Source organism: Enterococcus sp. 12C11_DIV0727 (genome assembly GCF_002148425.2).
Lineage (GTDB): Bacteria > Bacillota > Bacilli > Lactobacillales > Enterococcaceae > Enterococcus_L > Enterococcus_L lemimoniae.
Window position 1 is genome coordinate 315,552 of record NZ_CP147248.1, and the last position, 25,005, is coordinate 340,556.

Below are 25,005 nucleotides of genomic sequence, written 5' to 3' on the forward strand. Positions count from 1 at the left end.
ATGACAAAACGTATTGTAGTAGCTTTAGGAGGAAATGCGATCCTGACAACTGATCCTAGTGCTAAAGGCCAACAAAAGGCTTTAGCACATACGGCGTATTATTTAGCTGATTTTATTGAGGCCGGACATGAATTGATTATCACGCATGGCAATGGTCCACAAGTTGGTAACTTATTATTGCAGCAGCAATTAGGAGCAACAAAGAAAAATCCAGCTATGCCAGTCGACACAGCTGTTGCTATGACTCAAGGCAGTATTGGCTATTGGTTAGAAAATGCATTAGTAGCTGAATTGAAAAAAAGAAATCTCTCTAAAAATACCGCCACGATCCTAACACAAGTCGTTGTTAGTGAAACTGATCCAGCGTTTCAAGCACCAAGTAAACCGATTGGTCCTTTTTTAAGTAAAGAAGAAATGGAAGCCGAAAAACAACAGACATCTGCCGTTTTTGTCCAGGATTCAGGTCGAGGTTTTCGTAAAGTAGTTCCTTCACCAAAGCCAATCGATATTGTTGAATATCCTGTGATCCAACAAATGGTAGAAAACGGGATTATCACGATTGCTGGAGGCGGAGGTGGTATTCCTGTAGTGATCAAAGAGGGGATTTATCAAGGAGTTGAAGCTGTCATCGATAAAGACTTTGCTTCTGAAAAAATTGCAGCTTTAGTCCATGCGGATATGTTGGTTATTTTAACAGGCGTAGATCATGTTAGTATCAATTTTAATCAACCAAACCAAGCGGATTTGACTAAAGTTAGTGTTGCTGAAATTGAAAAGTATATTGAAGACAATCAGTTTGCACCTGGCAGTATGTTACCTAAAGTTCAAGCGGCCATAACCTTTATTAAAGAAAATGCTAAAGGTAAAGCGGTGATTACCTCCTTAGAAAATATTAAAAATTTATTAGAAGAAGAAACCGGCACAATCATTACTGCTTAGTTTTAATAAAAAGAGTAGGGCAAAAACTAGTTTCTACTCTTTTTTTCTGATATATTAAAAATATATCGCTTACATACAGAAATAATAGAGAGTGACCGATAAAGTAAAGGAGTGCAGCTCGTATGAAATTAACAATTAGCAATCCTAAAGAGGATGGTTTTTTTGCACCAGGAGAATTTGATCCACATGAAGAAACATATCTGATTTGGCCGGAGCGAGCTGATAATTGGCGTAATGGTGGGAAACCTGCTCAAATAGCCTATGCGGCAGTAGCCGAAACAATTGCATTGTTTGAACCAGTCACTATGTTGGTTTCTGCTAAACAATACAAAAATGCCCGCCAATCCTTACCAGAAACAATTAGAGTGCTGGAAATGAGCAATAATGATGCTTGGATCAAAGATTATGGTCCAATTTATGTAACGAACGAAAAAGGGGAAGTTCGTGGAGTTGATTGGCGATTTAATGCTTGGGGCGGCTTATTAGATGGACTATATTTTCCTTGGGATCAAGATGATTTGATTGCTGAAAAATTGTGCGAGTTCAATCGCATCGATTATTATTCTTTGAAGGAATTTATTTTAGAGGGGTGTTCTATTCATTTAGATGGAGATGGAACATTGTATACAACTGAGGAAGTGTTACTTTCAGAAGGTAGAAATGGTAAACTCTCTAAAGAGGAAATCGAAACGATCTTAAAAAACTACTGTAATGTAGAAAAAATCATTTGGCTAAAACAAGGCTTCTTTTTAGATGAGACGAACGGTGATATCGATAATATGCTCAATGTGGTACGACCAGGTGAGCTTGTTTTGACGTGGACAGAAGATCCAGAAGATCCTCAATATGAGATTTCTAAAGCTGCATATGAACAATTAAAAAATGAAACGGATGCTAAAGGTCGAAAACTGACTATTCACAAAATGTTGATGCCTGAACCCATGTATATTACAACCGAAGAAAGTCAGGGAGTAGACCCGGTCAATGGCATGTTGCCAAGATTTCCTGGAGATCGACTGACTGCTAGCTATGTTAGTTATTATACGGCGAATGGCGGTATTATCTATCCCTTATTTAATGATAAAAATGATCAGGCAGCTGGATCACTATTGGAAACATTATACCCAGACCGCAAAATTATCGGCGTTCCTGCTCGGGAAATTTTATTAGGCGGCGGAAATATTCATTGTATTGCACAAAGTATTCCTAAAATTAGGTAGGAGGGAAATAGATGGACTTTTTTGAAGTGGTAAACCCTCATGTTTCAGAGTTAACAAAAAATGAGCACCTATTATTTGACTATGTTGTGAAAAATTTGAATGAAATTAAAAATAAAAGTATTCGAGAAGTAGCTGATGATTGTTTTGTTTCAACAACGACTTTTTTGCGATTTGTTAGAAAAATTGGGTTTTCTGGTTATAGTGAATTTACAACTGTAATCAAATATACTCTTTTAAACCAGAAAAAAGAAGAGAAAGTCAGTCCCTTTGTTGTGTCGCAAAAAGATTATCGAGAAGAGTATTTAAAGAATATCAATGAATCAGTTCGCGTAATCGACAAAAATAGTTTGCTCAAAGTCGGCGAATTTTTGAAGAAAAAGCCGATTATTTATTTATTTGCTAAAGGCATGAATAAACAGCTCATGCAATACGTAAAGTATCTATTTGTCGCAGCTGGATTTTTAGTCGTATTTCCTGAAGATCAGTCGATGCGGGCGGTTGTGCAACGGCAGATCAAATCAGAGGATATGGTATTTATTTTAACGTATCAAGGAAAAGATGAAGAATGGATTCAGTTGATGCAATACTTAAAAAATGCGGCACATCCACTACTTGTTTCGATCACAGGAGCTGATAATAATGTGATTCAAAATATGAGCGACATTAATTTTTATGTATTTACAGATGAACTTTTTTTAAATAAGATGGAAATTACGTCACATATTTCAATGTTGGCGATCATGGAATTGATTTTATATCAATATTTGGATAATGCTGAAGAAGGGGAGTATCATTTAGTCTTTAAATAACTAGCTCTCATTTATATTTGTGAAATGATTATCAAAAATAACAGAAAAAAGTTGAGAGCGAATAAACGGCGAGAAAAAAGCTGCTCCTTCGGAAATAAGCTGAAATTCACAAAAATTTGAAGAGCAATTTTCGTGAATTTCTTCTTATTTCTTGGAGCTAAACACTTTTATCTCGACCTCAACTTTTTGACTATAGTTTGCCATAATCATGTTGATGTTTTGGTGTATGCTTCAACAATGAATAGGCAGCCAGTGTGATCGCAGATAATGTTGCTCCTGTAACTAAAATTTTTTTCATAAACATCATTCCTTTCTATAAAAGCGTCTATCTATACTTAAGTGCAAAAACTGCACATACGTGGACGGTAGGATTCGAACCTACACCTCATCAGGTCGAGAATAAACATCCGTTAGTCCTCAAAGAGTTTTAACACCACGTTCATCCACAAAGTTATGGGTTGTTTACTATGATTAAACTATAACCTTAATAGATTAAATCAAACATAAAAAAGCTTGAAAAAAGTATGAATTCATTTGAATTTGTTATGAAGAGTATGAATATCTTTGCGAATAAAAAAACAAACGAATTAGAAAGGGAATGGGGCACTTTGTGCTATAATAAAAAATAAATGACTAGAAAAGAGCGTGACAGGAATAATGTGGAAAACAACTGAAGAGAAAACAGCAGCCTACCAATTGCTAGTACAGCAACAAGCGGCAATCATTGAAATTGAGCATGATAAAATCGCTAATCTTTCAAATTCTTCTGCCTTATTAGCTGATGTCTTACCTCATACTGTTTTTGCAGGTTACTATTTATTTGATGGGGAAGAATTAGTTTTGGGGCCATTTCAAGGAAAAGTTTCTTGTACACGAATCGCAATAGGAAAAGGGGTTTGTGGGGAATCAGCTGCAAAGCGTGAAACGTTAATCGTTGAAGATGTTAAAAATCATAAAAACTATATCTCTTGTGATTCAGCTGCTCGTTCTGAGATTGTTGTGCCCATGGTTAAGGATGGGAAGCTCTTAGGCGTGTTAGATTTGGATAGTTCGATCACTCACAGCTATGATGAGCTGGATCAAACGTACCTGGAACAATTTGTTGAAGCCCTGTTAAATAATACTGATTTCTAGTTTAAGTTGAGCGTTCTTTTCGCGTAATCTATTTTGCCATGAGATAATCATTAAAAATAGAGCGAGAGGATGATTAACATGTTAGAAGTGTACTTGAATTTTAAGAATGGGGCAAAGGCTGCGATCGCTTTTTATGAAACGGTGTTTGATGTGAAAAATGAAGGCATTATGACATTTGCAGATGCACCGGCAGATCCTGAACACCCAACGCCGGAAGTTTGGAAAGACTTGGTCATCAACTCTTCGATAACAATCGAAGGTGTACCTGTTATGATATCAGATGTGCCAGATGGTATGGGCTTGACGTTTATTGAAGGCAATAATGTTTCTCTAGTGATCAACACAAATGATGAGGCAAAAATCGATCGGATTTTTAATCGTTTAGCAGAGGGTGGTAAAATATCGATGCCGCTTGGGGAAACATTTTGGGCTAAAAAATATGGTATGGTCGTTGATAAATTTGGGATCAATTGGATGCTTAATTACTCTGATGAGGCTTGATTTCAAATTTTAACACAATATACTTAATGGAAGATCACCAAGTTAGCATAAGCTGCTGAGTCTATTGGTGGTCTTTTTCTGTTAGTATCAAATACTCAAGATCATTGTTCCATTTCGGTTGATTTCTGCTATAATGATTGAGGAAATAGTGAGGAGTGAACGAGTTTGATTGGATACTTATATCTTTTTGTAGCTATAATAAGTGAGGTCATCGCCACAAATTTATTAAAAGCAACGGATGGTTTCAGTAAATTAGTTCCATCTGTAGAATGCTTGATTGCTTATGTGGTCTGTTTTTACAGTTTATCAAAAGCAATAAAATATATGCCATTAAATGTAGCATATGCATTATGGGGAGCAGTAGGCATCATCTTGATTACTGTTTTTTCTGTTGTCTATTGGAAAGAACAAATCAATACACCCACGATTATCGGACTTGGCTTTATCGTGATTGGAACGGTTTTAGTGAATGTTTTTGGAACAGGTCATTGATGTTTAGAGTCAACGTTATATCAGAAAAGCATGTTATCTTGTTTAGTTAAAAGGTGGAAGATGCAACGTTTGATCCTTTAAATGTTTAAAAAAATATGTTATACTAACAAAAGCGTATAGTATGCTATTTAATCTTAACGGGGACGTTACGGATTCGACAGGCATAGTTGAGCTTGAATCGCGTTTCGTAGGTTACGTCTACGTAAAAACGTTACAGTTAAATATAACTGCTAAAAACACAAACAATACTTTCGCTCTAGCTGCGTAAAAACAGCGGGTGAAGATCCTCTCGGCATCGCCCATGTGCTCGAGTAAGGGTCTCAAATTAAGTGGGATACGCTAAATTTTTCCGTCTGTAAAATTTAGAAGAGATCATCAGACTAGCGAGAGTTTGGGCCTGTTATGCGGCATAAGCTTCAGCGAAACCTTAAAATAGCATGACTATGAACGTAGAAGTTTAAGTGACAATGTGTTTGGACGCGGGTTCGACTCCCGCCGTCTCCATTCAATTTGTGGAGACAGACAGTAGAAACGTTGATGTACAACGTTTCTACTGTCTATTTTTTTGTTGAAGTACCTTTTAATAGTGTTAATCTAGAGGTCAACATAGTTAGCAAATAAGCTAGCTGTTTGATTTTTCTTTTTTTTAAACATGCGTATTTATGGTTCATATTTGTAAAAGTTAATAGAATGCTGATGTGTGAACACAACTCTTTTTGCATTTATTTTACATTCTCATTTAGTCTAAATCATTGTTATCATAAATTTTTAGGAATTTGATTAGTCTCAAGTAAACTCGATATTTTTTTGAAAGAGTGTATAAGATATCAGCCTAATATTACAAAAATGACGAAAACTAAACCAACTTCAATAGGCGTAAAAATTCTTTTGAAGCACTTGAAAAGATTTGGCCTTTTTTCCAAACAATGCTGATGTTTGCGGTTAATGGTGGTGAAAAGGGAATAAAGATTAGGGTTGTATTCGTCGTATTCACAATCCCATCAATACAAAGAACACTGGCAATGTTTTCCTTTGCCAACAGTGAGGCATTGTAAAGTAAGTTATATGTGCCAATAACATTCAGGTGCTCTATATTTCCTCCAAACCATTCAGACAGCTGATTATCCACGAATGACTGATTTGAAATGAGTAAAGGCATACGTTGAATATCTTTTGGTTGAACTGTCTTTTTTTTAGCTAGAGGATGTGAGTTATTGACCAAAATCCCCCAGGAATCAATTAAAGGCAGTCGAATATATTCGTATTTCTGTTTTTCAACGGGATCAATAACAAGTCCAAAATCTAAAAGTCCTTTATCAATTTTTTCTAATACATCATCGGCGTTTCCACTATAAAGGTGTATATTAATTTCTGGATAGTTATCTCTAAGTTCGTACAGAATATGACTGAGAAACTCAAACGCTTGTGTTTCACCTCCACCAATTGTTATTTGCCCACTAATAACTTCATTTTTAGTAAGGTTCGTCATTGTTGAATCAACCAAAGATAGAATTTCTTTTCCTCTATTCATTAAATAGATACCATCTTCTGTTAAGGTGATAAATCGATTCCCTCTAGTAAATAATGTAACGCCTAGTTCTTCTTCAAGCTCTTTTAATTGTTTTGAAAGAGTTGGCTGAGACAGATGTAAGACTTCAGCAGCTTTACTAATTGTTTTTTCTCTTGCAACAGTTAAAAAGTAAGTTAACACACGAAGTTCCATTTGTTATTTCCTCCTATAGTTAAAAAGAATAGTTATATATGTTTTATTGGTATTAGTTAAGTATAACTGATTCTTGTATGATTGGGATAGTGAAAATATAATGAATGTCTAAGGAGGGAAATAAAATGTCAAACATAGGTTTACAACAGAGAATTGTAGGGAAAGAGATAGTAAAAGATTCACCCTTGTTTGAAGAAATCCATTTAATAAAGCAAAATAATGAGCGATTGATAATGTTATTGAATGCACAATACTATCCTAATGAAGAGGTATTACACTATTTAGAGAAAATTACAGGACAAATAATTGATTCATCAGTAAAAATTTCACAGCCTTTTTATAGTGATTTCGGTAAACATATTAAATTTGGAAAAGATATTTTTATTAATCAAAGTGTGATGTTTGTCGACTTGGGTGGGATAACGATTGAAGATCAAGTGTTGATTGGTCCAGGATCTAGATTAATTACAGTGAACCATTTGATGTCTCCTAAAAAAAGACGTGGAATTAAAGTGGAGCCGATTTGTATTAAGAAAAATGCGTGGCTTGGGGCAAATGTGACTGTTTTACCTGGAATTACAATTGGAGAAAATTCGATTGTTGCTGCGGATTCAACAGTAACAAAGGATGTTCCAGATAATGTAGTTGTAGTAGGAAGTCCAGCCAAAGTGGTTCGAGAGATTGAAGAAGAGGATGAAAGAACTGGTAAAGATTAAAGGATTATAGATTGAGTTGCTAAATTGGTACAACTAAAATAAATCATATTTAAACAGCAGTGGGAGCCGCAGAATTCAAATTAAATCAGGCAGATGTTCTTTATTTTAGAAGAACTTTACATTCCGCATAAAGTAAAAGGGGACGTAAAAAATGCCATAAAAACGAATAAACGGCGGAAGCAGAAACAATCCTTTAGGAAATAAGCTGAAATTGCTGTAAAACACAACAAGTAATGAGTTGATGTTGCACAGTACCTACTTGGTTACAAAAAATAAATGAAATAGGAATAAAAAAAGATAACCATAAAGGCTATCTAAAATGGATTTCCTGTTGCATCAGTCATAGAGACATCACCTTGAGGCGTTACACGGAAAAATCCTAGAGTACCTGATCCACCTTGACTAGAAATACTTTTACTATACGCTTTGAACAAAAAGTCAGTATCGATCATTTGCCAGAAAATTAAGCTAGTATCTTCGTTATTTGTATCAGGATACGTCTCTAATATGTGTTGTAAAGCTTGTTCTTGTGACATATCAGGAATAGGAACACTACTTTGCGGCTCTTCGGATAGTGCAACGGTCTGTTCCTCAGAGGATACAGAACTTGAAATTATTTTAGTTTCTGAAGCTGATGTAGAGTCAGATGTTTTTAATATAGATGACGTAGTTGTGTTAGCAGCTGAGCTACTGTCCGAAGCAGATTGTTCATTTTTTGAATTACAAGCAGCAAGCAATAGTAATGACGACAGTAATAAAGTAAAAGTTGTCTTTTTCATGATATTTACCTCCATAAAAATTATAACACGAGTACTACAAAATTGAAGGATTGATAGACGAATTAGTAGCTGAGTACCGAAGTATTGATGATAAATAGGTGCCAAACCCTAATATGAATTACCATTATCTGAAACTATTTACTTGCTTCATTTACAGCAACTTTAGCCAATAACTTGTTTATCTGTAGCGTTTTCTATGCTACAATTCACTATAAAATGAGGGGGCAGGTATCTATGGAAATAACCGCTTATGTTGCAAGTGCATTTAGTAAGGATCAAAAAGGTGGCAATAAAGCTGGTGTCGTATTGTTTGAAGATACATTAACTACCATTCAAAAGATGACAATAGCTAAACAACTAGGCTATGCAGAAACTGCATTTATATCAGAATCTGTTATTGCTGATTACAAATTTGAATATTATACACCAAAAGAAGAAGTTGATTTATGTGGTCATGCCACAATAGGTTCTTTCGTGATACTAATGCATTTGAATAAACTTTCCAAGAATTACTATACAATTGAAACCAATAGCGGTGTTCTTAGCATCACCATAAAAGATGACGTCATTTTCATGGAACAAAAAAAACCGACATTTTATGATATCCTATCTCCAAACGAGTTAAGCGACTGTTTTGACATTCAAGTGATAGACAAGGAATTCCCGATTCAAATTGTCTCTACGGGTTTAAAAGATATTTTAGTTCCTATAAAAAGTGAAGCACAATTACAGGCACTGGACCCTGATTATAAAAAAATTAAAGAAATAAGCAAGCACTATAATGTTATCGGAGCACATTTATATACTTTTAATGACGATCGAATTATATGTAGAAATTTTGCACCACTATACGATATTGATGAAGAAGCCGCAACTGGAACTTCAAATGGTGCATTAGCTTGCTTCCTTTACAAACAGAGTAATTTACAAAAAGAAAGTTATGTATTCGAGCAAGGTTATTCTTTACACTCGCCTTCTGAAATAGTAGTAAAATTAACAGCCAACAGTGAGAATAAAATAGGAAAAGTTTATGTTGGTGGCAAAGGTTATTATTGTGAAACAAAGTGTTTAACTATCTAAAATAGTGAGTTAAATAAAAAATGTCGAATAAAAAGGTTGATAAGATAGTTTCTTAACCTAAAAAGTGTAAACAACGTCCGAGCATTTAGGAAGTTGTCTACACTTTTTTGCATAAGCTAAACGTGGCATGAATTTAATTTATTTGTTGTGATTATATAGTGAATTAACGCTATTATTTAGAGGTTATTGATCTGCTATTTTTTCTAATTCTATTATATAAAATCATGGTTCCCGCTATCAAAAGGGAGCAAATAACTGAAATTTTCTGGATCATAGTTTTTTTATACGAAATATTGATCGAATGAAAACCGGGACCAAGCTTAACCGTAACTAAACCATTTTTGTTATAATAGTCAACTGCTGTTTGATTCACTTTTACCTCATATCCTTTATAATAAAATTTTGGTAATTGGACCTCTTGATCTCCCTCGATCCGTACAGTATAACTACTATGATTGTAGTCGTTTTTTAGTTGACTAGGAGAAGCAGTATAGGGTACACCATCGATGATCAGACCAGGAGTAGCAAAATATTTTTTATAGTCAGTATCTTTTACTAAGTATTCTTTACCATGTCCAATTTCTGATTCATAAAAATTAGCAAAATTTTCATTTGTCACGGTTATGTTATTTTGAGCAGTACTTTGTATCAAGTTATTGACATTAAATCCTATAGCTAGAAAGCTGGAAATGGCGATCAAAATTAGACTATTTTTAGTGGATACTAAATGAAATTGTTCGATCAAACTAACAGCAAGCAAACTAGCAAAAAATGAAGCAAATAGTAATAATCTCCAGGGAAACTGGATAGTCGCTAGAGGCGACAGTTTAAAAAGACCCCAAGGGAAAAGATTTGTTGCTAGAACCATCATTAAGATGGTAACCAATGTCAGGTACTTATTGATAGTTGTTAATTTTCGATAATAAATTCCAGCAATCAGTACAACAACCAAGAGAAGCAGACCGATGTTTGGTTTCAAATCAGTAAAGGGAGCACTTATATTGGCAAGACTATTTTCAATTAGATTGGCCAAACTAAAATTCAAACCACTGGGCCATAACGTTGTTTTATTGAAATTAAAGGTTAAGTGATTGGTTTGCTCTAAATATGGAAACAAAAACCATGCGGACAAACCAACGGTTAACAGACCAGCTTGGATTAAGTTTGTGATTTGAGTTTTTTTACATTTCTTCCAATTCATTAAAATAAAAACAAGTAGAAAAACAAAAGAATAGAATGCGGTGATCAAGTGGCTGTCAATCAATAAACTCATGCCAACGGCCAATAACTGCCAACGCTGCTTAGCGGTATAAAAAATTGAGTATATGCCAAGAACAAATAAAGGAAGAAACGCAAACGCCAATGATTCTCCAAGTGCAGCTCGAACAGATTGATCGATTAAACGATAACTAGAAAGCGTGTAAAAACAAGAAAATAATAGTGCTAGTTTTTCTGATTTTTTTATCGAAAAAAGAAAATAGTAAGCAGTCCCAGCAGTAACAAAACTGATTAGGAGTTGATCTAAGTAATAGGAAGGAACAAAAGCGAGTCCTATGATCCTAAAAAGTGCAAATGGTAATAATAAGATAGAAGGATAAAATAGGTCAGCCGCATAACCAAAATTGAGTCCCATAGCAGGAAAAACTCGTGGGAAAAAGTCTAAATGTTTAATCGCTTGAGTATAATTTTCTAATCTTGTGCGATGAAACAAAAGATCATCCTGACTGAAAATATAATGGTTGAAAAAATAAGGAAAAATAGAGAGGATGCTGATCCAGAATAAAAGCATTAAAATGATAGCTCTTTTTTTATAGATTACATTCAAATAAATACGCCTTCTTTGTGTAATTTTTCTTTATTCTAACAGAAAAAGAAGGAATTATATAAAAATATCATTTATAGCAAGAGAGGAGGGGGGATTTAATTTATAACTAAAGACGGATTAGAAAATCAGGGAGACGGTTTTTCAGAGGAAAAAGTAGGACGTAAGTAGACGCTATTAATGCCCAAAATGATGATAGTCATTTATGGAAAAATCTTTCACTAAATCAGTATAATATAGAACTTCTTTTTTCATGGATCGAGCAAATTCAATTTCATATTTTGTGCTAGTACCTATGTAATTATTGACATTGATAACGACTATTGCATCTGATAATTTTATTTTTTCAATATGCATACGACCAAGGATCGCCAATTCTTCTTCAGTGAAAGTAGCCGTCTCCTCGTTTGCTGGAAAAATTGGAAGTAACACAGCATTTCCAGCCAATTCCAGTTGCATACCAATTTTCATCATTTCATCTTTAAATTTTAAACTACCACAAACGGTCATTACTTTCATTTTCAAATCGATCCTTTCTTGAAGAGAATTGTAGTATTTACTAAATTAATTTTTCAATATGTTGCTTTAGCAAAGATGACTATTCAGCCAAACTAAAAAAATATTCTATGTACGGTGTGAGAACTGTGCACTTTTATGTTCTAAATTTTTGTTCGATTTCAAAATATGAGAAATATTTTGAAAAATAAACGCATAATTCTACTTGTAGGTTGATATTATTTACACTTTGTAGTATTATAAATATACCCTAACAGTATTTTCATTTTACTCAATCCGAGTAATACTCCTTATCCCACCTTGAAATAGGTGGGATATTTTTGAAGGACGCAAATATTGTAAACTAAGATTCTTTCAATAAGCCAACAGCATAGCTATTCAACATTTTTTCGCTATCTCTTTCATGAATAAGCATCTTGACTTCTTTTTTTACTTGTTCAGCCTGCAAAGTATCACCAGTATTCTCCAATAGATGGATAAAATCATAAACACGTTCCATATAAACGGGCTCACCTTCAAGAATATAGTTAAGGAGATTAGTTAAGTACTGAAGGTTTAATTTAAAACTATAGTTTTCATTTTGCTTATCTTGTTTTTTTGCAAGTTTTATATATTTTTCAGCGCTGTCATAATCTTTAGCATATAAACGCATTGAAATTAAGTTAATAAGTATATTATGAGCAAACTTTTTAGTGGTAAAGTCTCGTTGCTCTTCATATTTTATAGGAAACATCCTTGAAAGTAACAGGTCTGCTTGTTTCGCACTAAAAAAACGAATTAGATTAGCTGTAATAATATAATCGTATTGAATGTAAAACGATTTACTCATTAGTTCTTCAAATATAGCTATTATTTCTTCTGATGTTACTGGATCAACTTCTTCCCAGTGAGCATTGAAAAAATTTTTGATACCAATATAATTTGATAATTCTCGTAAGGACTTTCTTTCTTTATCTTTTACCAAAAAATAATAGTTGAGTAATTTTTGTTTTGTACTCTTATTTTCTAAATGAGCGCCACAATAATAAAAGTTCTCTCTAAAATCTTGTTGTTGTTTGTCAAAAGTGGTAAAGCTAAAAAACTCATCAACGTTAATAGATGTTTGATTTAATATTTCTTCTAGTTCATTTACTTTTAAAGACCGTTTACCACTTTCAATTTTTGAATAGGTAGAGGGATCAGTATATGCAGACATCATTTCCTTTTGAGTTAACTTTAATTTAAGTCGAAAAAAACGTAAAGTTTCTATGATATTCAAGAGTTTCTCTCCCTTCTTATGCGATTATAGCATAAAATGAATAAAAAAATCTTAATTTTCACAAAAAACTAAATAATTTATCTGAATTTTATGCCAATTTCGCACTTTTTGATTTTCCTACTTTATTTTTTTGAGCTTGTTTGTTATTCTTTACCTAAGGAAAATTATTTGTTTGCAAACGTTGATTTCTAAAAATGATAGATGGAGGTGTGTTGATGATTTCATTTATAGCTGTTGTAGCAAGTGTTATTTCTGTATATGTAGTTACAGGCGGAGTCTAAAACGTATTTAAGTTATCAAAAACCAATTTTGCAAACAGAAAATTTAACTAAAAAAAAACTAAATGTATAAGTAAAAAGTGCGTAACAAAAAAAGTGCAAAATAATAGCTTCTGATTTACTTTTCCTGTTGAATGAAGTAAATCAGAGGCTGTTATTTGTTTTGTCTTCAATTATCAGTCGCCAGCTCATCAGCAGCCGTCGTTGATACAACATAGCGCGCTAAGTGGTATTTTTCCGCAAGTGATTTTGAATAAGCTTTTTCTTGTACTTCTTTCATATACAGAAAAAATTCAATTTCACTTTCAGTTGGTTTTTCTCTAGCTAGGATTTCTTTTTCGTAAGTTAAAGCAATGGCTTCGGCAAGATAATAAGAATCGTTCTTACTGATGGAGAGTCGTAATGTATCTCCAAATAAAATGTTATTTCGTTTAGAAAAGGAATCTACTTGCTCATTGATCAACCAAGTATTGTGAAAGGTTGTCGTTATTTTGATTAGTTTTTGTTCCATGACTTAGTCTCCAATCGCTAAAAATAATGAATATTCATCTATATTATACCAAATAGTCTTTCATTTTGTACGTAAAGATTAATAAAAATTTATTTATAGTTATTTTTTAAGCTTAAAACCTGATGTTTTTATTCATATAGGGATAAAAAGCAATTATACTGTTTTTGTTCGATCAAGATTGTTTCTAATTGAATTCTTTGATATGATAAATCTGCCTAGAGCATATATTATTATTTCAATGGACAAATCTAACTATAAATCATCAAAGGAGTCAGTTGATATGAAGAAAATCTCAACGAAGACATTCATCACATTACTAGAAAATAAAGAAGAGCACTTTGCAGTCATCATCAATCATTGGTTTTATTACATAGAAAAAGGACGTATTTATCGATTTCAACAACATAGTAATGCGAAAATTTTGACGACATTAGGATTATTTTATGAAGGAGAGATCGATAATGAGCAGATGATTACAGAGTTGAAAAAAAGCATCATCAATCAAATTCAATATGACTGGTTTACAGATGTTTGGAAAGAAACGATTATTGAACGGATCAGTCGTTCACCGTATGACTTGGAAACATTCTTTTTTTAGAAAAAGTAATTGGCATGCATATCATTTGTAAAAGTAAAAATAGGAGAGTAAGATAATTATATCCTAACAATAAACTTTTTTTATTTACTCTCATGAGTAAAACTCCTTTCCCGTCTTTTTAAAGATGGGATTTTTGTTGTAATCACGAGTCAGATAAAGTAGACACACAAAGCAGTTGTAATTTTGTTTTTTTTTTGCTAAGATACAATCATATGAATAAAAATGGTTGGGCGCAAGCTTCAAGGATCAGGTTCTTCAAGGGGTGAGAAGAATGGTTTTTTGAACTTACGCCCTTTTTTTATTTTTTAGGGAATAAGTTGTGCATCTTATTAACAAAGCACAGGTTATTTCCTTTTTGTTTGTAATAAAAAAAGATACGTTCAATTGTAAGATTGAGCAAAGCAGAGGCAAATGATAGGGGTGAAAAAATTGGTTTTAGAAGCGTTGGATAAGATTCGTGAAGCAGAGGCACATGTAGAAAAAATGCGGCAAGCGACTAAAGCAGAAATTAGTACCTATGAACAAACGCAAGCAGAGAAATTTAAACAAAAACAAGTGGAAAGTCAAGAAAAAGTAACAGAATTGCTGCAAACAATAGAGTCTCAACAAAACGAACAATTAGAAAAACAAAAGACTATCTTGTTGAGTGAAGCAAAAAAACAAACACAAGAGTTCAAAGAAAAATACGGAAAAAACAAAGACTCTATCATTGATTATGTAATAGAAAGGGTGAAAAAAATCTATGGCAGTCAATAAGATGGAAAAAATGACGATTATCGCAGCCGCTGAGCAGGAAGAATTGATTCTTCAAGCAATCCAAGGCTTACAGACAATCGAAATCAAAGATTTTTTTCATTCAAATGTAGATAGCTCTTACATCAAAAACCATTTTGCTTCAACGTTGTTAGAAAGCGATGAAGGTCAAAAAAAGCAATTCCAAACGATGCTAACGGAAATTCAAGAAGCGTTGACGTTCATCGAAAGATTTGCTGAAAATCCTTCAAAAAAGAAACCCATTAAAAGACAAGTTTGCACTTTACAATCTCTGGAAGAAGGATTCAATGAAGAAAAAATAAGTCGCTATTTAAAGGAAATCAATGCACTAAAAATCAGTTTAACGGTGCTTGAAAATACGAGAAAAGAACTTTTAGCGAAAGAAAAATGGTTGGCTCGTTGGCAGTATTTAGATGTTATTCCCCAAAAAAATCCTATGGAACATGCTGAACTTATACTCGGTTCGGTTAATTCAGCAAATCAATCCCTGTTTTTGGCAGACTTAAAAAAGTTCGATTCTACTTCTATAGAGGAAATCTATCATAGTGAACATCATGTTTATTATAGTTTAGTCTATTTAAAGAGTCAGAGTGCTGAGCTGGCTGAGGTTACGGCAAAATATAGTTTTAATGAATTTATTTACCCATATGATATTTTGCCCAAAGAAGCGTATCAACAAAATAAAGAAGAATTGGCCAAGCTCGTGAAAGAAGAAAAAGAGTTGAAGGTAAAATTGTCTTCTTATCGAGATCATTTAGAAGAATTGTATTTAGCGGAAGAAATGACGTTTGCTTATATCCATCGAGAAGAAGCAAAAAAACATTTACTGAATACTTCTTATTTCTTCATCTTACAAGGGTGGATTCCAATTGATGAAAAGCAGTCTTTACAAGCTGTATTGTCAAAAAATGAAGTATTTATTGCTTTTGATCAGCCGACAGACAAAGAAATACAACTGGATATCCCAGTCAAACTGAAAAATAATTCTGTTGTGGCACCTTTTGAAATGCTTACAGAAATGTATAGTCTACCAAAATATGATGAAATTGATCCAACACCGATCATGACGCCTTTTTATATGGTATTTTTCGGAATGATGGTGGCAGATATTGGTTATGGGCTATTGATGTTATTGGGTGCCTTGCTGGCACTTAAATTAATGGTGCTACCTAGAGGAATGAAGCGATTTGCTAAATTCTTTCTGATTTTATCATTTCCAACAATCATTTGGGGTTTTATTTGTGGATCATTTTTCGGAGCTGCACTACCAAAAGTATTATTTGGTATTCAGCTACCGTTTCCGATTTTATCGACGACTGAAGATGTCAATACGATTTTGATTTTATCCGTTGTGTTTGGTTTTATCCAATTGTTAACTGGGCTGATGGTCAACGGGATTGAATTAACGAAACGCAAACGTTACTTGGATAGTATTAGTGAAAGCTTTGCGTGGCAAGGTCTCTTGGCCGGAATACTGATCATTGTTATAGGGATGTTGCTACTTAGTAATGATGGCTTGGTTACAACAGGGATCGTTGTGTCAGTTATTTCAGCATTGTCAATTGTAATCGTACCAATCATTCAAACAAAGTCAAAAGTTAAAGGATTGGCAAAAGGCTTGTATGGCTTGTATGGTCTGACTAGTTATATTGGTGATTTGGTCAGTTATACGCGGTTGATGGCCTTGGGGATTTCAGGTGGAAGTATTGCTGCGGCGTTCAATATGCTAGTCGCCTTTATGCCGCCTGCAGCAAGATTTACGGTAGGGATCGTCCTAATTATTGCGTTACATGCCTTAAATCTATTTTTAAGTTTATTAAGTGCCTATGTTCATGGTGCACGGTTGCAGTATGTTGAATTTTTCGGAAAGTTTTATACTGGCGGTGGACGTGCTTTTAAACCTTTAAAAACAGAAGAGAAGTATATGAATATTGAAAAAAACAAAAAGTAAAAGAATAGTGGAGGAATAATCAGATGATAGATTACTTAATTAATAATAATGGTGGTATTTTATTTGCAGTGTTGGGTATGGCAATGGCAACGATTTTAGCAGGAATTGGATCGGCTAAAGGTGTTGGATTTACTGGGGAAGCAGCAGCAGCGTTGACAACAGAGCAACCTGAAAAATTTGGACAAGCCTTGATTTTACAATTACTACCCGGAACACAAGGGTTATACGGATTTGTTATTGCGTTTTTGATTTTTATCAACTTAAACAATGATATGACAATGGTTCAAGGATTAGATTATTTTGTTGCTTCATTACCGATCGCATTTGCTGGATTATTTTCAGGGATTGCTCAAGGACGTGTTGCAGCAGCAGGGATTCAAATTTTAGCCAAAAAACCTGAGCACGCAACTAAAGGAATCATCTACGCTGCTATGGTTGAAACCTATGCCATTCTTGGCTTTGTTATCTCATTCTTACTTGTCTTAAATGTAAAATAATAATCTAGCTACACGTACTAGTCTCTAAGAAAAAAGATAAAATCTCCCTGTGACAAAAAGCGTCACAAACATATTTTCCTATTTTTCTACGAGACTGAACGAGCCCGCTACGCTTTTATATTTAGGAGGGAAAAAATGGATGCTATCGAAAAAATTGTCGAGCAAATTCTAGAAAAAGGTCAAATAGAAGTTTCAACATATAAAAAAGCGGAAATAGATCGGATCGATCAAGAGTATCAAGAACAAGAAGAGGCCTTAGTTTTACAAGAAAGTAAGCTGATTGAAAAGAATCAAGAACAAACAAATAAAGCCTTTAAACAAAAGGAAAATCGACAACAGTTAGAAATCAAACAAGCTATTTTGAATCAAAAACAAGAATATCTAGAACAGCTTTTTTTAAAATCAGTTGAACGAATGAATCAATGGACACAAGCTGAGTTTCAACAATTTGCAGAACAAATCATCACTCAACTGCCAATTGAAGGAGAAGCTAGCTTAATAGTAGGAGAACATTCTAACGGAAAATTATCAAACCAATGGCTCTTAGAACATTCAACTGAGAAATTGAAACTAAGATTGGAAAACAAGTTAGTACCAGGATCAGGTGGATTTATTGTTGCGAAAGAGGGCGTTGAATATAATTTTCTATTTTCAAGTCTCGTTCAGGAAGTTAAGAAAACAGAAAGCTTTAATGTGCTGGAAAGTTATTTCAGTAACTAGTATTTTATTTAAAGCGGAACGTTGTTACCATCTATTATCTAGCTGTACAAATCAATCCTTAGGAAAATAGATAAATTGTCAGTGAAATAAAGAGCATTTCAATGTCAATTTCCTAATTTTCTACAGGATTAACTGATTTGTTCCGCTTTTATTGTTATCTAGCTGCACGGGCTAGCCTTTCGGGAAAAAGATAAAAATGGAGTGAGACAAAAAGCGTCTCAATCAATTTTTCCTATTTTCCTGTCAAGGCTGAACGAGCCCGCTACGCTTTTAAAATAAGGAGGAACAGGATGAAAGAGACTGTGTATAATCAAATCAACCCCTTGATTCGTCTTAAAGAAACTGAACTTTTGAGTACTGCTCAATATGAACAGTTGTTAAATGCAAACAACACGAATGAACTCAAAGAAATTTTGGAAAATACAGTTTACGGCACATATATGACGTCAGATTTTGCCGAACAATTTGAATATATTTATTCAAAAGAAAAAGGGAAATTATATGAATGGCTATATAAAATGGCTCCTGAGCCAGAAGTCATCACAATTTACACATCAAGAATGACCTTTCACAATTTAAAGGTCTTGACAAAAGCTGAACTAACGGGAAAAAATTTAGACCATTTGTTTATCGATGATGGACGTTATTCGATTGAAACATTAAAAAGTGCAATTCGAACAGGAATTTCCACTGAACTACCTGAAGCATTAATGAATGCTATTTTGGAAGTTCTAGATTATTTTCAAGAATCGTCTACCTTACAAGCAATCGATATTATTTATGATCGTAATTTTCTAACGTTTCAGAAACAATTGGCAGAAAAATTGAATAATCAGGATATCATCACTGAAGTTACGGCTTTTATCGATCTAACTAATATTTCCACGATGGCGAGAGGGATCATTCAAGGACAGCACGAAAATTTTTTATCAACAGTGCTATCTAGTTCCGGCAGCATTGCAAAAGGGCGCTTTTTGGACTATGCAGAACAGATATTAGCTAGCTTTACTGATTTTGTATCAAATACAAAATATGGTGGTCTAATATCATCGATTATTTCGACTGAAACAAAAGAGTTAGATTTAGTTGCGTTTGAAAAAGTCAAAGATGATTATTTAACAAGTTTTTATGACAAAGCAAAGATCATGGCTTTTGGTCCACTACCGTTATTAGCATTTTTAAATGCGAAGGAAGTGGAGTGGAAAAATTTACGTTTGATTTTAGTCAGTAAAAGAAGCAATTTCCCAGTGGAAGTAGTAAGAGAAAGGATGCGAATGACAGATGACATATAAGATCGGTGTGATCGGCGATAGGGATTCTGTCATGCCTTTCAAACTATTTGGCTTTGAGGTTGTTTATGCAGTCTCGGCCAAACAGGTTAGAGAAACGATTGAATCAATGGCAAAAAATGCGTTTGGGGTTATTTTTATTACTGAAGATGCTTCTGAGTTAGCCGTTGAAACGATTGAACGTTACAAAAGTGATGTTACGCCAGCAATTATCTTGATTCCTAGTCATAACGGAACCAAAGGGATTGGGTTGAAGGCGATTCAAGATAATGTGGAACGGGCGGTCGGACAGAATATTTTGTAGAATGTTGAAATGTTTTGAAGTGGTATTGGCTAATGTTAGCTTCACAGACTAGCACTTCGAAAAAAAAGATAAAATAAGAATGAGGCCAAAAGCGCCTCAATCGTGTTTTTCTATTTTTCAGTCGGAGCTAAACGAGCCTGCTCAGCTTTTCTGAATAGGAGGAATGATTTTGCAAATTGGTCGAATTATTAAAGTATCTGGTCCTTTAGTTATGGCTGAGAATATGTCTGATGCGAGTATTCAGGATATTTGTCATGTAGGGGAACTGGGTGTTATTGGAGAAATTATTGAGATGCGGGGAGATGTTGCATCGATTCAAGTATACGAAGAAACAACAGGAATAGGACCTGGTGAGCCTGTAGTAACAACCGGTGAAGCTTTGTCGGTGGAATTGGCGCCAGGATTGATTTCAGAGATGTTTGATGGTATCCAGCGTCCATTAGATACCTTTGCTGAGGTAACAGAAAGTAACTTTTTAAGCAGAGGAGTTCAGATTCCTGCCTTAGATAGAACAAAAAAATGGCTGTTTGAACCAACTGTTTCTGTAGGCGATGAAGTGTCACCGGGAGATATTATCGGTTTGGTTCAAGAAACTAAAGTGATCCCGCATAAAATTATGGTTCCTTTTGGTATTAATGGAACGGTAAAAGAAGTAAAACAAGGTGAATTTACAATTGAACAGACAGTCTATGTCATTGAAACAGCAACGGGAGAAAAAGAATTTACGATGATGCAAAAATGGCCCGTTCGCCGTAGTCGTCCAATTTTAGAAAAATTAAATCCAGATGTCCCATTATTAACGGGGCAACGAGTGATTGATACCTTCTTTCCGGTAACCAAAGGAGGAGCCGCAGCCGTGCCAGGGCCTTTTGGTGCAGGGAAAACTGTGGTACAGCATCAAATTGCGAAATGGGCAGATGTTGATTTAGTAGTTTACGTCGGTTGTGGTGAGCGTGGAAATGAAATGACCGATGTATTGAATGAATTCCCTGAATTAATTGATCCAAATACTGGAAAATCTGTTATGGAGCGAACTGTTTTGATTGCAAATACGTCTAATATGCCCGTAGCAGCACGTGAAGCATCAATCTATACAGGAATCACAATAGCAGAATACTTCCGGGATATGGGTTATTCTGTAGCGATCATGGCAGATTCAACTTCTCGTTGGGCGGAAGCACTACGTGAGATGAGTGGACGCTTAGAAGAAATGCCTGGAGATGAAGGGTATCCTGCCTATCTAGGAAGTCGTTTAGCTGAATATTATGAACGAGCTGGACAAGTTGTGGCATTAGGGAAAGATCATCGTGAAGGAAGTATTACAGCAATCAGTGCGGTTTCTCCATCAGGTGGAGATATTTCAGAACCCGTTACTCAAAATACATTACGAGTAGTGAAAGTTTTCTGGGGGCTAGATGCAACATTAGCGCAAAAACGTCATTTTCCATCAATCAACTGGCTACAAAGTTATTCTTTGTATGATTCAGAAGTCGGTAAATACTTAGATCAGCAGCTGCAAGTCGAGTGGTCTGAGATGGTGAGAGAAGGGATGCGGATTTTACAAGAAGAGTCACAATTAGAAGAAATTGTTCGACTCGTCGGAATTGATTCCTTATCTGATAAAGACTGTTTAACATTAGAAGTAGCTAAATCCATTCGTGAAGATTACTTACAGCAAAACGCCTTTGATGAGGTTGATACGTTTACCTCAAGAGAAAAACAGTACAAAATGCTACGCTTGATTTTAACATTCTATCAAGAAGGCCGAACAGCTTTAACTTTAGGGGCTTATTTATCTGAGATCATGACTGGAACAGTTGGCTTAAGAGATCAAATCGCTAGAAGCAAATATTTGCCAGAAGAACAGATCGATTGCTTAGATGGCTTAGTAGACGAAATAAAAGGAACCTTAAAACAAATTGTGGCAGAGGGAGGGATCACTAATGATTAAAGAATATCGTACGATCAATGAAGTTGTTGGTCCCTTGATGATCGTTGAAAAAGTCGAAGGGGTCAAATATGAAGAACTGATCGAAGTACGGATGCAAAATGGGGAAATTCGTCGTGGCCAAGTGTTGGAAATCAATGGCGATAAAGCGATGGTTCAGATTTTTGAAGGAACTAGTGGTATCAATCTTCGAGATTCAAAAGTTCGTTTTTTAGGACATCCTTTGGAATTAGGTGTTTCCGAAGATATAGTTGGACGTATATTCGATGGTTTAGGTCGACCAAAAGATAATGGACTAGAAATTTTACCTGAAAAAATGGTTGATATTAATGGGGAAGTCATCAATCCTGTTGCAAGAGATTACCCGGATGAGTTTATCCAAACAGGAATATCTGCCATTGATCATTTGAATACGTTGGTCCGTGGCCAAAAGTTACCAGTATTTTCTGGCTCAGGTTTACCTCATAAAGAATTAGCTGCTCAAATCGCTCGTCAAGCAAATGTTTTAAATAGTGATGAAGAATTTGCTGTTGTATTTGCTGCGATTGGGATTACGTTTGAAGAAGCAGAATTTTTCATGGAAGATTTCAGACAGACAGGAGCTATTGATCGTTCGGTGATGTTTATGAACCTAGCGAATGATCCGGCCATCGAGCGAATTGCAACGCCAAGAATGGCGCTGACAGCAGCTGAATATTTAGCTTATGAAAAAGGAATGCATGTCTTGGTAATCATGACCGATATGACCAATTATTGCGAAGCGTTGCGTGAAATTTCAGCAGCACGCCGAGAAGTACCAGGGCGTCGTGGCTATCCAGGTTATCTTTATACGAATTTGGCTACGTTATATGAACGTGCTGGGCGTATTCGTGGGTTAAAAGGATCTGTAACTCAAATTCCGATTTTGACCATGCCAGAAGACGATAAAACACATCCGATTCCCGATTTGACTGGTTATATTACTGAAGGTCAAATCATACTATCTAGAGAACTATATAAAAGCAGCATTCAACCACCGATTGATGTTTTGCCTTCTTTGTCCCGCTTAAAAGATAAAGGAACTGGAGAAGGAAAAACAAGAATCGATCATGCTCCAACTATGAATCAATTATTTGCGGCTTATGCGCAAGGAAAACAAGCGAAAGAGTTGGCTGTCGTACTGGGTGAATCAGCGTTATCTGATGTTGACAAAATCTATGCGAAATTTGCAGATCGATTTGAAAAGGAATATGTCAATCAAGGATTTTACACGAATCGCTCGATCAATGAAACGTTGGACCTAGGTTGGGAGTTATTATCAATGCTGCCAAGAACAGAATTAAAACGAATCAAAGATGATATGCTAGACGAATACTTGACTGAAGGAGAGTGATCGTAAATGGCACGTTTAAATGTGAATCCTACTCGAATGGAACTCTCTCGTTTAAAGAAGCAGTTGGGTACCGCAACTAGAGGGCATAAACTATTAAAAGACAAACAAGATGAATTGATGCGTCGCTTTATTTTACTGGTCAAAAAAAATAATCAGCTCAGAATCGATGTAGAACATGAAGTGACAACAGCACTCTCTAGCTTTGTTTTAGCGAATGCAACCTTGAACGAAGCATTTATTGAGGAATTAGTAGCTGTTCCAGCGAATGATGTTTCACTTGACGTAATCGAAAAAAATATCATGAGTGTGACAGTTCCAATCATGAATTTTCTTTATAATGAGAGCATCGTAAATGCGCCATTAAATTATGGTTACCTTAATTCAAACGCTGAATTAGATGGTGCATTTGATAAAATTTCAACCATTTTACCGAAGTTACTGGAATTAGCAGAAGTCGAAAAGACTTGTCAGTTGATGTCAGAAGAAATTGAGAAAACCCGTCGACGAGTTAACGCCTTAGAGTATATGACGATTCCTCAATTAGAAGAAACAAGTTATTATATTCAAATGAAATTGGAAGAAAATGAGCGAAGTGAAATCACTCGCTTGATCAAGATAAAAAATATGAGCAGTAATACTTGATCAAACTAAAAATAGAGAGGCCGAGACAAAAGTGTCCCAACCTCTCTATTTTTTTGGATACTCATTACTTTGAACAGCCCACAATTGATCCGTAAGTGTTGAAATAAAAGGGATACCGGCATCTGTTTCTCCGTTTGTAAAGATGGTTAAAATAAAAGGATGTTCTGTTTCTAAGATCCCGATATCATGTAGAAAACCTGCGTAAGAGCCGATTTTATGTGCCACTTTACCTGAAGTAGTAGGTGTTTCCATCCGCTCATGGAACACTGTGTTTTTCATATAGTTATAAATAGTCTGATATTCGGAGTTTGAAGACTTTTCTTCAAACAAGATTTTAAGGATTTTAGCAGCATCTTCAGAAGTGAATTTTGCGTCATCCCAATCAGTTTCCTTTTGTAGAAAATGAGCATATAGTGCTTTTTTAGCTGCAACATCGCCACCAAATGTATCATATAACATATTTTTGGCGATATTATCTGAATAGGTAATACTATATTCCTGTAAAGTTCTTAAGGAATAGCTGGGTTGAATATTATTTATAATGATCCCAGTGCCATCTTCATAATCTTCTTTTTCATTAAAAGTCAGCTGATCATCCCATTTTAAACTACCGGCCTGGACTTTATCCGCAACCATCATAGCTAAAGGCACTTTGATCGTACTTGCACTGTAAAATTCTTTTGTCCCATTGACGGAAAGCTGCTTGCCTGTTGTCAAATCTACATAAGTTACGCCGACATCACCGTTGAAGCTTTTTATAGTATCTGTCATTGTTTGCTCGATTTTATGATAAAAAGCCGTAAGTTCTGGGCTTTCTTTTTCACTTGGTTCCATATCCTTAACAGGAGCGGAAGCTATTTTTTTAACTGGTACATTGGTTTTTCCGCTTGTCTCTGTTTCGTTTGCGTAGTCTACTGTATGAGTAGAAAAAAAGAACGATACGATCAAAAAGAAACAAATCGAGAAAATCATCCCGTAAAGCGTCATTTTCTGTTTTTCCAACGAATGCTCGATCCTTTCTTAAAAAATCAAATAATCTAATCATATTACACGTTAAAAAAAATACGACCACAACCATTTAATCATTTTTTTATTAGATTTGCAAGGTTTGGAAAAAAGCGAAGAATGAGTA

At 34.8% G+C, this 25,005-nt stretch carries 25 protein-coding genes, 1 other RNA gene, 1 pseudogene and 1 other annotated feature; of the genes and pseudogenes, 19 read left to right on the forward strand and 8 right to left on the reverse strand.

Features of this window, described 5'->3' with window-relative positions; genetic code table 11:
- The 3 genes from arcC to A5866_RS01595 all read left to right on the forward strand — a co-directional run bounded on the left by arcC (nucleotide 1) and on the right by A5866_RS01595 (nucleotide 2,968).
- Nucleotides 1-939 carry a carbamate kinase gene (gene arcC / locus A5866_RS01585; RefSeq protein WP_086444575.1) on the forward strand — a complete coding sequence of 313 codons (939 nt, stop codon included), beginning with the start codon at nucleotides 1-3 and terminating at the stop codon, nucleotides 937-939.
- 122 nt (nucleotides 940-1,061) lie between these two features.
- Nucleotides 1,062-2,159 carry an agmatine deiminase gene (gene aguA, locus A5866_RS01590; RefSeq protein ID WP_086444574.1) on the forward strand — a complete coding sequence of 366 codons (1,098 nt, stop codon included), beginning with the start codon at nucleotides 1,062-1,064 and terminating at the stop codon, nucleotides 2,157-2,159.
- Nucleotides 2,160-2,170: 11 nt separating this feature from the next.
- Entirely contained in the window at nucleotides 2,171-2,968 is a 798-nt protein-coding gene (locus tag A5866_RS01595; protein ID WP_086444573.1) for a MurR/RpiR family transcriptional regulator, read from the forward strand.
- Nucleotides 2,969-3,022: 54 nt separating this feature from the next.
- Here the strand turns inward: A5866_RS01595 and A5866_RS17035 are convergent.
- Nucleotides 3,023-3,135, reverse strand: a pseudogene (locus tag A5866_RS17035) (DUF3788 domain-containing protein); the annotation flags it as partial.
- A gap of 490 nt (nucleotides 3,136-3,625) precedes the next feature.
- Between A5866_RS17035 and A5866_RS01605 the strand changes: the two are divergent.
- From A5866_RS01605 to ssrA, 4 genes are all read left to right on the forward strand, one after another.
- Nucleotides 3,626-4,102 carry a GAF domain-containing protein gene (locus tag A5866_RS01605; RefSeq protein WP_086444572.1) on the forward strand — a complete coding sequence of 159 codons (477 nt, stop codon included), beginning with the start codon at nucleotides 3,626-3,628 and terminating at the stop codon, nucleotides 4,100-4,102.
- 69 nt (nucleotides 4,103-4,171) lie between these two features.
- Nucleotides 4,172-4,603 (forward strand): VOC family protein, encoded by a 432-nt coding sequence (locus tag A5866_RS01610; RefSeq protein ID WP_176332564.1) that lies wholly within the window; start codon nucleotides 4,172-4,174, stop codon nucleotides 4,601-4,603.
- A gap of 168 nt (nucleotides 4,604-4,771) precedes the next feature.
- Nucleotides 4,772-5,095, forward strand: a complete 324-nt coding sequence (locus A5866_RS01615) for a DMT family transporter (protein ID WP_086281939.1) — start codon at nucleotides 4,772-4,774, stop codon at nucleotides 5,093-5,095.
- Between the two features lie 139 nt (nucleotides 5,096-5,234).
- Nucleotides 5,235-5,602: a transfer-messenger RNA gene (ssrA, locus tag A5866_RS01620) on the forward strand.
- 349 nt (nucleotides 5,603-5,951) lie between these two features.
- Here the strand turns inward: ssrA and A5866_RS01625 are convergent.
- A complete protein-coding gene (locus A5866_RS01625) occupies nucleotides 5,952-6,818 on the reverse strand; it encodes a LysR family transcriptional regulator (protein WP_086444570.1) in 867 nt (288 codons plus the stop codon).
- A gap of 125 nt (nucleotides 6,819-6,943) precedes the next feature.
- On the opposite strand from A5866_RS01625, the gene A5866_RS01630 reads away from it, so the two are divergent.
- On the forward strand, nucleotides 6,944-7,534 hold the full coding sequence (locus tag A5866_RS01630) for a DapH/DapD/GlmU-related protein (protein WP_086444569.1): 591 nt from the start codon (nucleotides 6,944-6,946) through the stop codon (nucleotides 7,532-7,534).
- Nucleotides 7,535-7,848: 314 nt separating this feature from the next.
- Here the strand turns inward: A5866_RS01630 and A5866_RS01635 are convergent, their stop codons facing one another.
- A complete protein-coding gene (locus A5866_RS01635) occupies nucleotides 7,849-8,313 on the reverse strand; it encodes a hypothetical protein (protein ID WP_086444568.1) in 465 nt (154 codons plus the stop codon).
- A gap of 234 nt (nucleotides 8,314-8,547) precedes the next feature.
- Here A5866_RS01635 and A5866_RS01640 point away from each other — a divergent pair, with 234 nt between their 5' ends.
- Complete coding sequence (locus tag A5866_RS01640; protein WP_086444567.1) at nucleotides 8,548-9,393, forward strand: PhzF family phenazine biosynthesis protein; 846 nt, start codon at nucleotides 8,548-8,550, stop codon at nucleotides 9,391-9,393.
- Between the two features lie 172 nt (nucleotides 9,394-9,565).
- Here A5866_RS01640 and A5866_RS01645 read toward each other — a convergent pair whose 3' ends face one another.
- From A5866_RS01645 to A5866_RS01660, 4 genes are all read right to left on the reverse strand, one after another.
- Nucleotides 9,566-11,218, reverse strand: coding sequence for a YfhO family protein (locus A5866_RS01645; protein ID WP_339099740.1), 1,653 nt, complete (start codon nucleotides 11,216-11,218; stop codon nucleotides 9,566-9,568).
- A gap of 174 nt (nucleotides 11,219-11,392) precedes the next feature.
- On the reverse strand, nucleotides 11,393-11,734 hold the full coding sequence (locus tag A5866_RS01650) for a hypothetical protein (protein ID WP_086444566.1): 342 nt from the start codon (nucleotides 11,732-11,734) through the stop codon (nucleotides 11,393-11,395).
- Between the two features lie 340 nt (nucleotides 11,735-12,074).
- A complete protein-coding gene (locus tag A5866_RS01655) occupies nucleotides 12,075-12,989 on the reverse strand; it encodes a helix-turn-helix transcriptional regulator (protein WP_339099741.1) in 915 nt (304 codons plus the stop codon).
- Between the two features lie 447 nt (nucleotides 12,990-13,436).
- Nucleotides 13,437-13,778: a hypothetical protein gene (locus A5866_RS01660; RefSeq protein WP_086444563.1), complete on the reverse strand. Its 342-nt coding sequence runs from the start codon at nucleotides 13,776-13,778 to the stop codon at nucleotides 13,437-13,439.
- A gap of 280 nt (nucleotides 13,779-14,058) precedes the next feature.
- On the opposite strand from A5866_RS01660, the gene A5866_RS01665 reads away from it, so the two are divergent.
- The 10 genes from A5866_RS01665 to A5866_RS01710 all read left to right on the forward strand — a co-directional run bounded on the left by A5866_RS01665 (nucleotide 14,059) and on the right by A5866_RS01710 (nucleotide 23,873).
- Nucleotides 14,059-14,376 carry a hypothetical protein gene (locus A5866_RS01665; RefSeq protein ID WP_086281913.1) on the forward strand — a complete coding sequence of 106 codons (318 nt, stop codon included), beginning with the start codon at nucleotides 14,059-14,061 and terminating at the stop codon, nucleotides 14,374-14,376.
- A gap of 224 nt (nucleotides 14,377-14,600) precedes the next feature.
- Nucleotides 14,601-14,648: a sequence feature (sodium ion sensor (DUF1646 type); this cis-regulatory element may regulate processes involved in with the transportation of sodium ions), on the forward strand.
- A gap of 148 nt (nucleotides 14,649-14,796) precedes the next feature.
- Nucleotides 14,797-15,132 carry a hypothetical protein gene (locus A5866_RS01670; protein ID WP_254907560.1) on the forward strand — a complete coding sequence of 112 codons (336 nt, stop codon included), beginning with the start codon at nucleotides 14,797-14,799 and terminating at the stop codon, nucleotides 15,130-15,132.
- Nucleotides 15,119-17,101 (forward strand): V-type ATP synthase subunit I, encoded by a 1,983-nt coding sequence (locus A5866_RS01675; protein ID WP_086444562.1) that lies wholly within the window; start codon nucleotides 15,119-15,121, stop codon nucleotides 17,099-17,101. The genes A5866_RS01670 and A5866_RS01675 overlap by 14 nt, the downstream gene beginning before the upstream one ends.
- Before the next feature lie 23 nt (nucleotides 17,102-17,124).
- The gene (locus tag A5866_RS01680; protein WP_010760283.1) at nucleotides 17,125-17,598 is read left to right on the forward strand and encodes a V-type ATP synthase subunit K; all 474 of its coding nucleotides are present in this window, start codon (nucleotides 17,125-17,127) and stop codon (nucleotides 17,596-17,598) included.
- A gap of 135 nt (nucleotides 17,599-17,733) precedes the next feature.
- On the forward strand, nucleotides 17,734-18,318 hold the full coding sequence (locus A5866_RS01685; RefSeq protein ID WP_086444561.1) for a hypothetical protein: 585 nt from the start codon (nucleotides 17,734-17,736) through the stop codon (nucleotides 18,316-18,318).
- A 290-nt stretch (nucleotides 18,319-18,608) separates the two neighbouring features.
- Nucleotides 18,609-19,610 carry a V-type ATPase subunit gene (locus tag A5866_RS01690; protein ID WP_086281908.1) on the forward strand — a complete coding sequence of 334 codons (1,002 nt, stop codon included), beginning with the start codon at nucleotides 18,609-18,611 and terminating at the stop codon, nucleotides 19,608-19,610.
- Complete coding sequence (locus A5866_RS01695) at nucleotides 19,600-19,911, forward strand: V-type ATP synthase subunit F (RefSeq protein WP_086444560.1); 312 nt, start codon at nucleotides 19,600-19,602, stop codon at nucleotides 19,909-19,911. The genes A5866_RS01690 and A5866_RS01695 overlap by 11 nt, the downstream gene beginning before the upstream one ends.
- 169 nt (nucleotides 19,912-20,080) lie before the next feature.
- Nucleotides 20,081-21,862 (forward strand): V-type ATP synthase subunit A, encoded by a 1,782-nt coding sequence (locus A5866_RS01700; RefSeq protein ID WP_176332563.1) that lies wholly within the window; start codon nucleotides 20,081-20,083, stop codon nucleotides 21,860-21,862.
- Entirely contained in the window at nucleotides 21,855-23,231 is a 1,377-nt protein-coding gene (locus A5866_RS01705; RefSeq protein WP_086444558.1) for a V-type ATP synthase subunit B, read from the forward strand. Before A5866_RS01700 ends, A5866_RS01705 begins: the two co-directional genes overlap by 8 nt.
- 6 nt (nucleotides 23,232-23,237) lie before the next feature.
- Complete coding sequence (locus A5866_RS01710) at nucleotides 23,238-23,873, forward strand: V-type ATP synthase subunit D (RefSeq protein WP_086444557.1); 636 nt, start codon at nucleotides 23,238-23,240, stop codon at nucleotides 23,871-23,873.
- A 45-nt stretch (nucleotides 23,874-23,918) separates the two neighbouring features.
- Here A5866_RS01710 and A5866_RS01715 read toward each other — a convergent pair whose 3' ends face one another.
- Complete coding sequence (locus tag A5866_RS01715) at nucleotides 23,919-24,875, reverse strand: serine hydrolase (RefSeq protein ID WP_254907559.1); 957 nt, start codon at nucleotides 24,873-24,875, stop codon at nucleotides 23,919-23,921.
- Nucleotides 24,876-25,005: the final 130 nt, after the last annotated feature.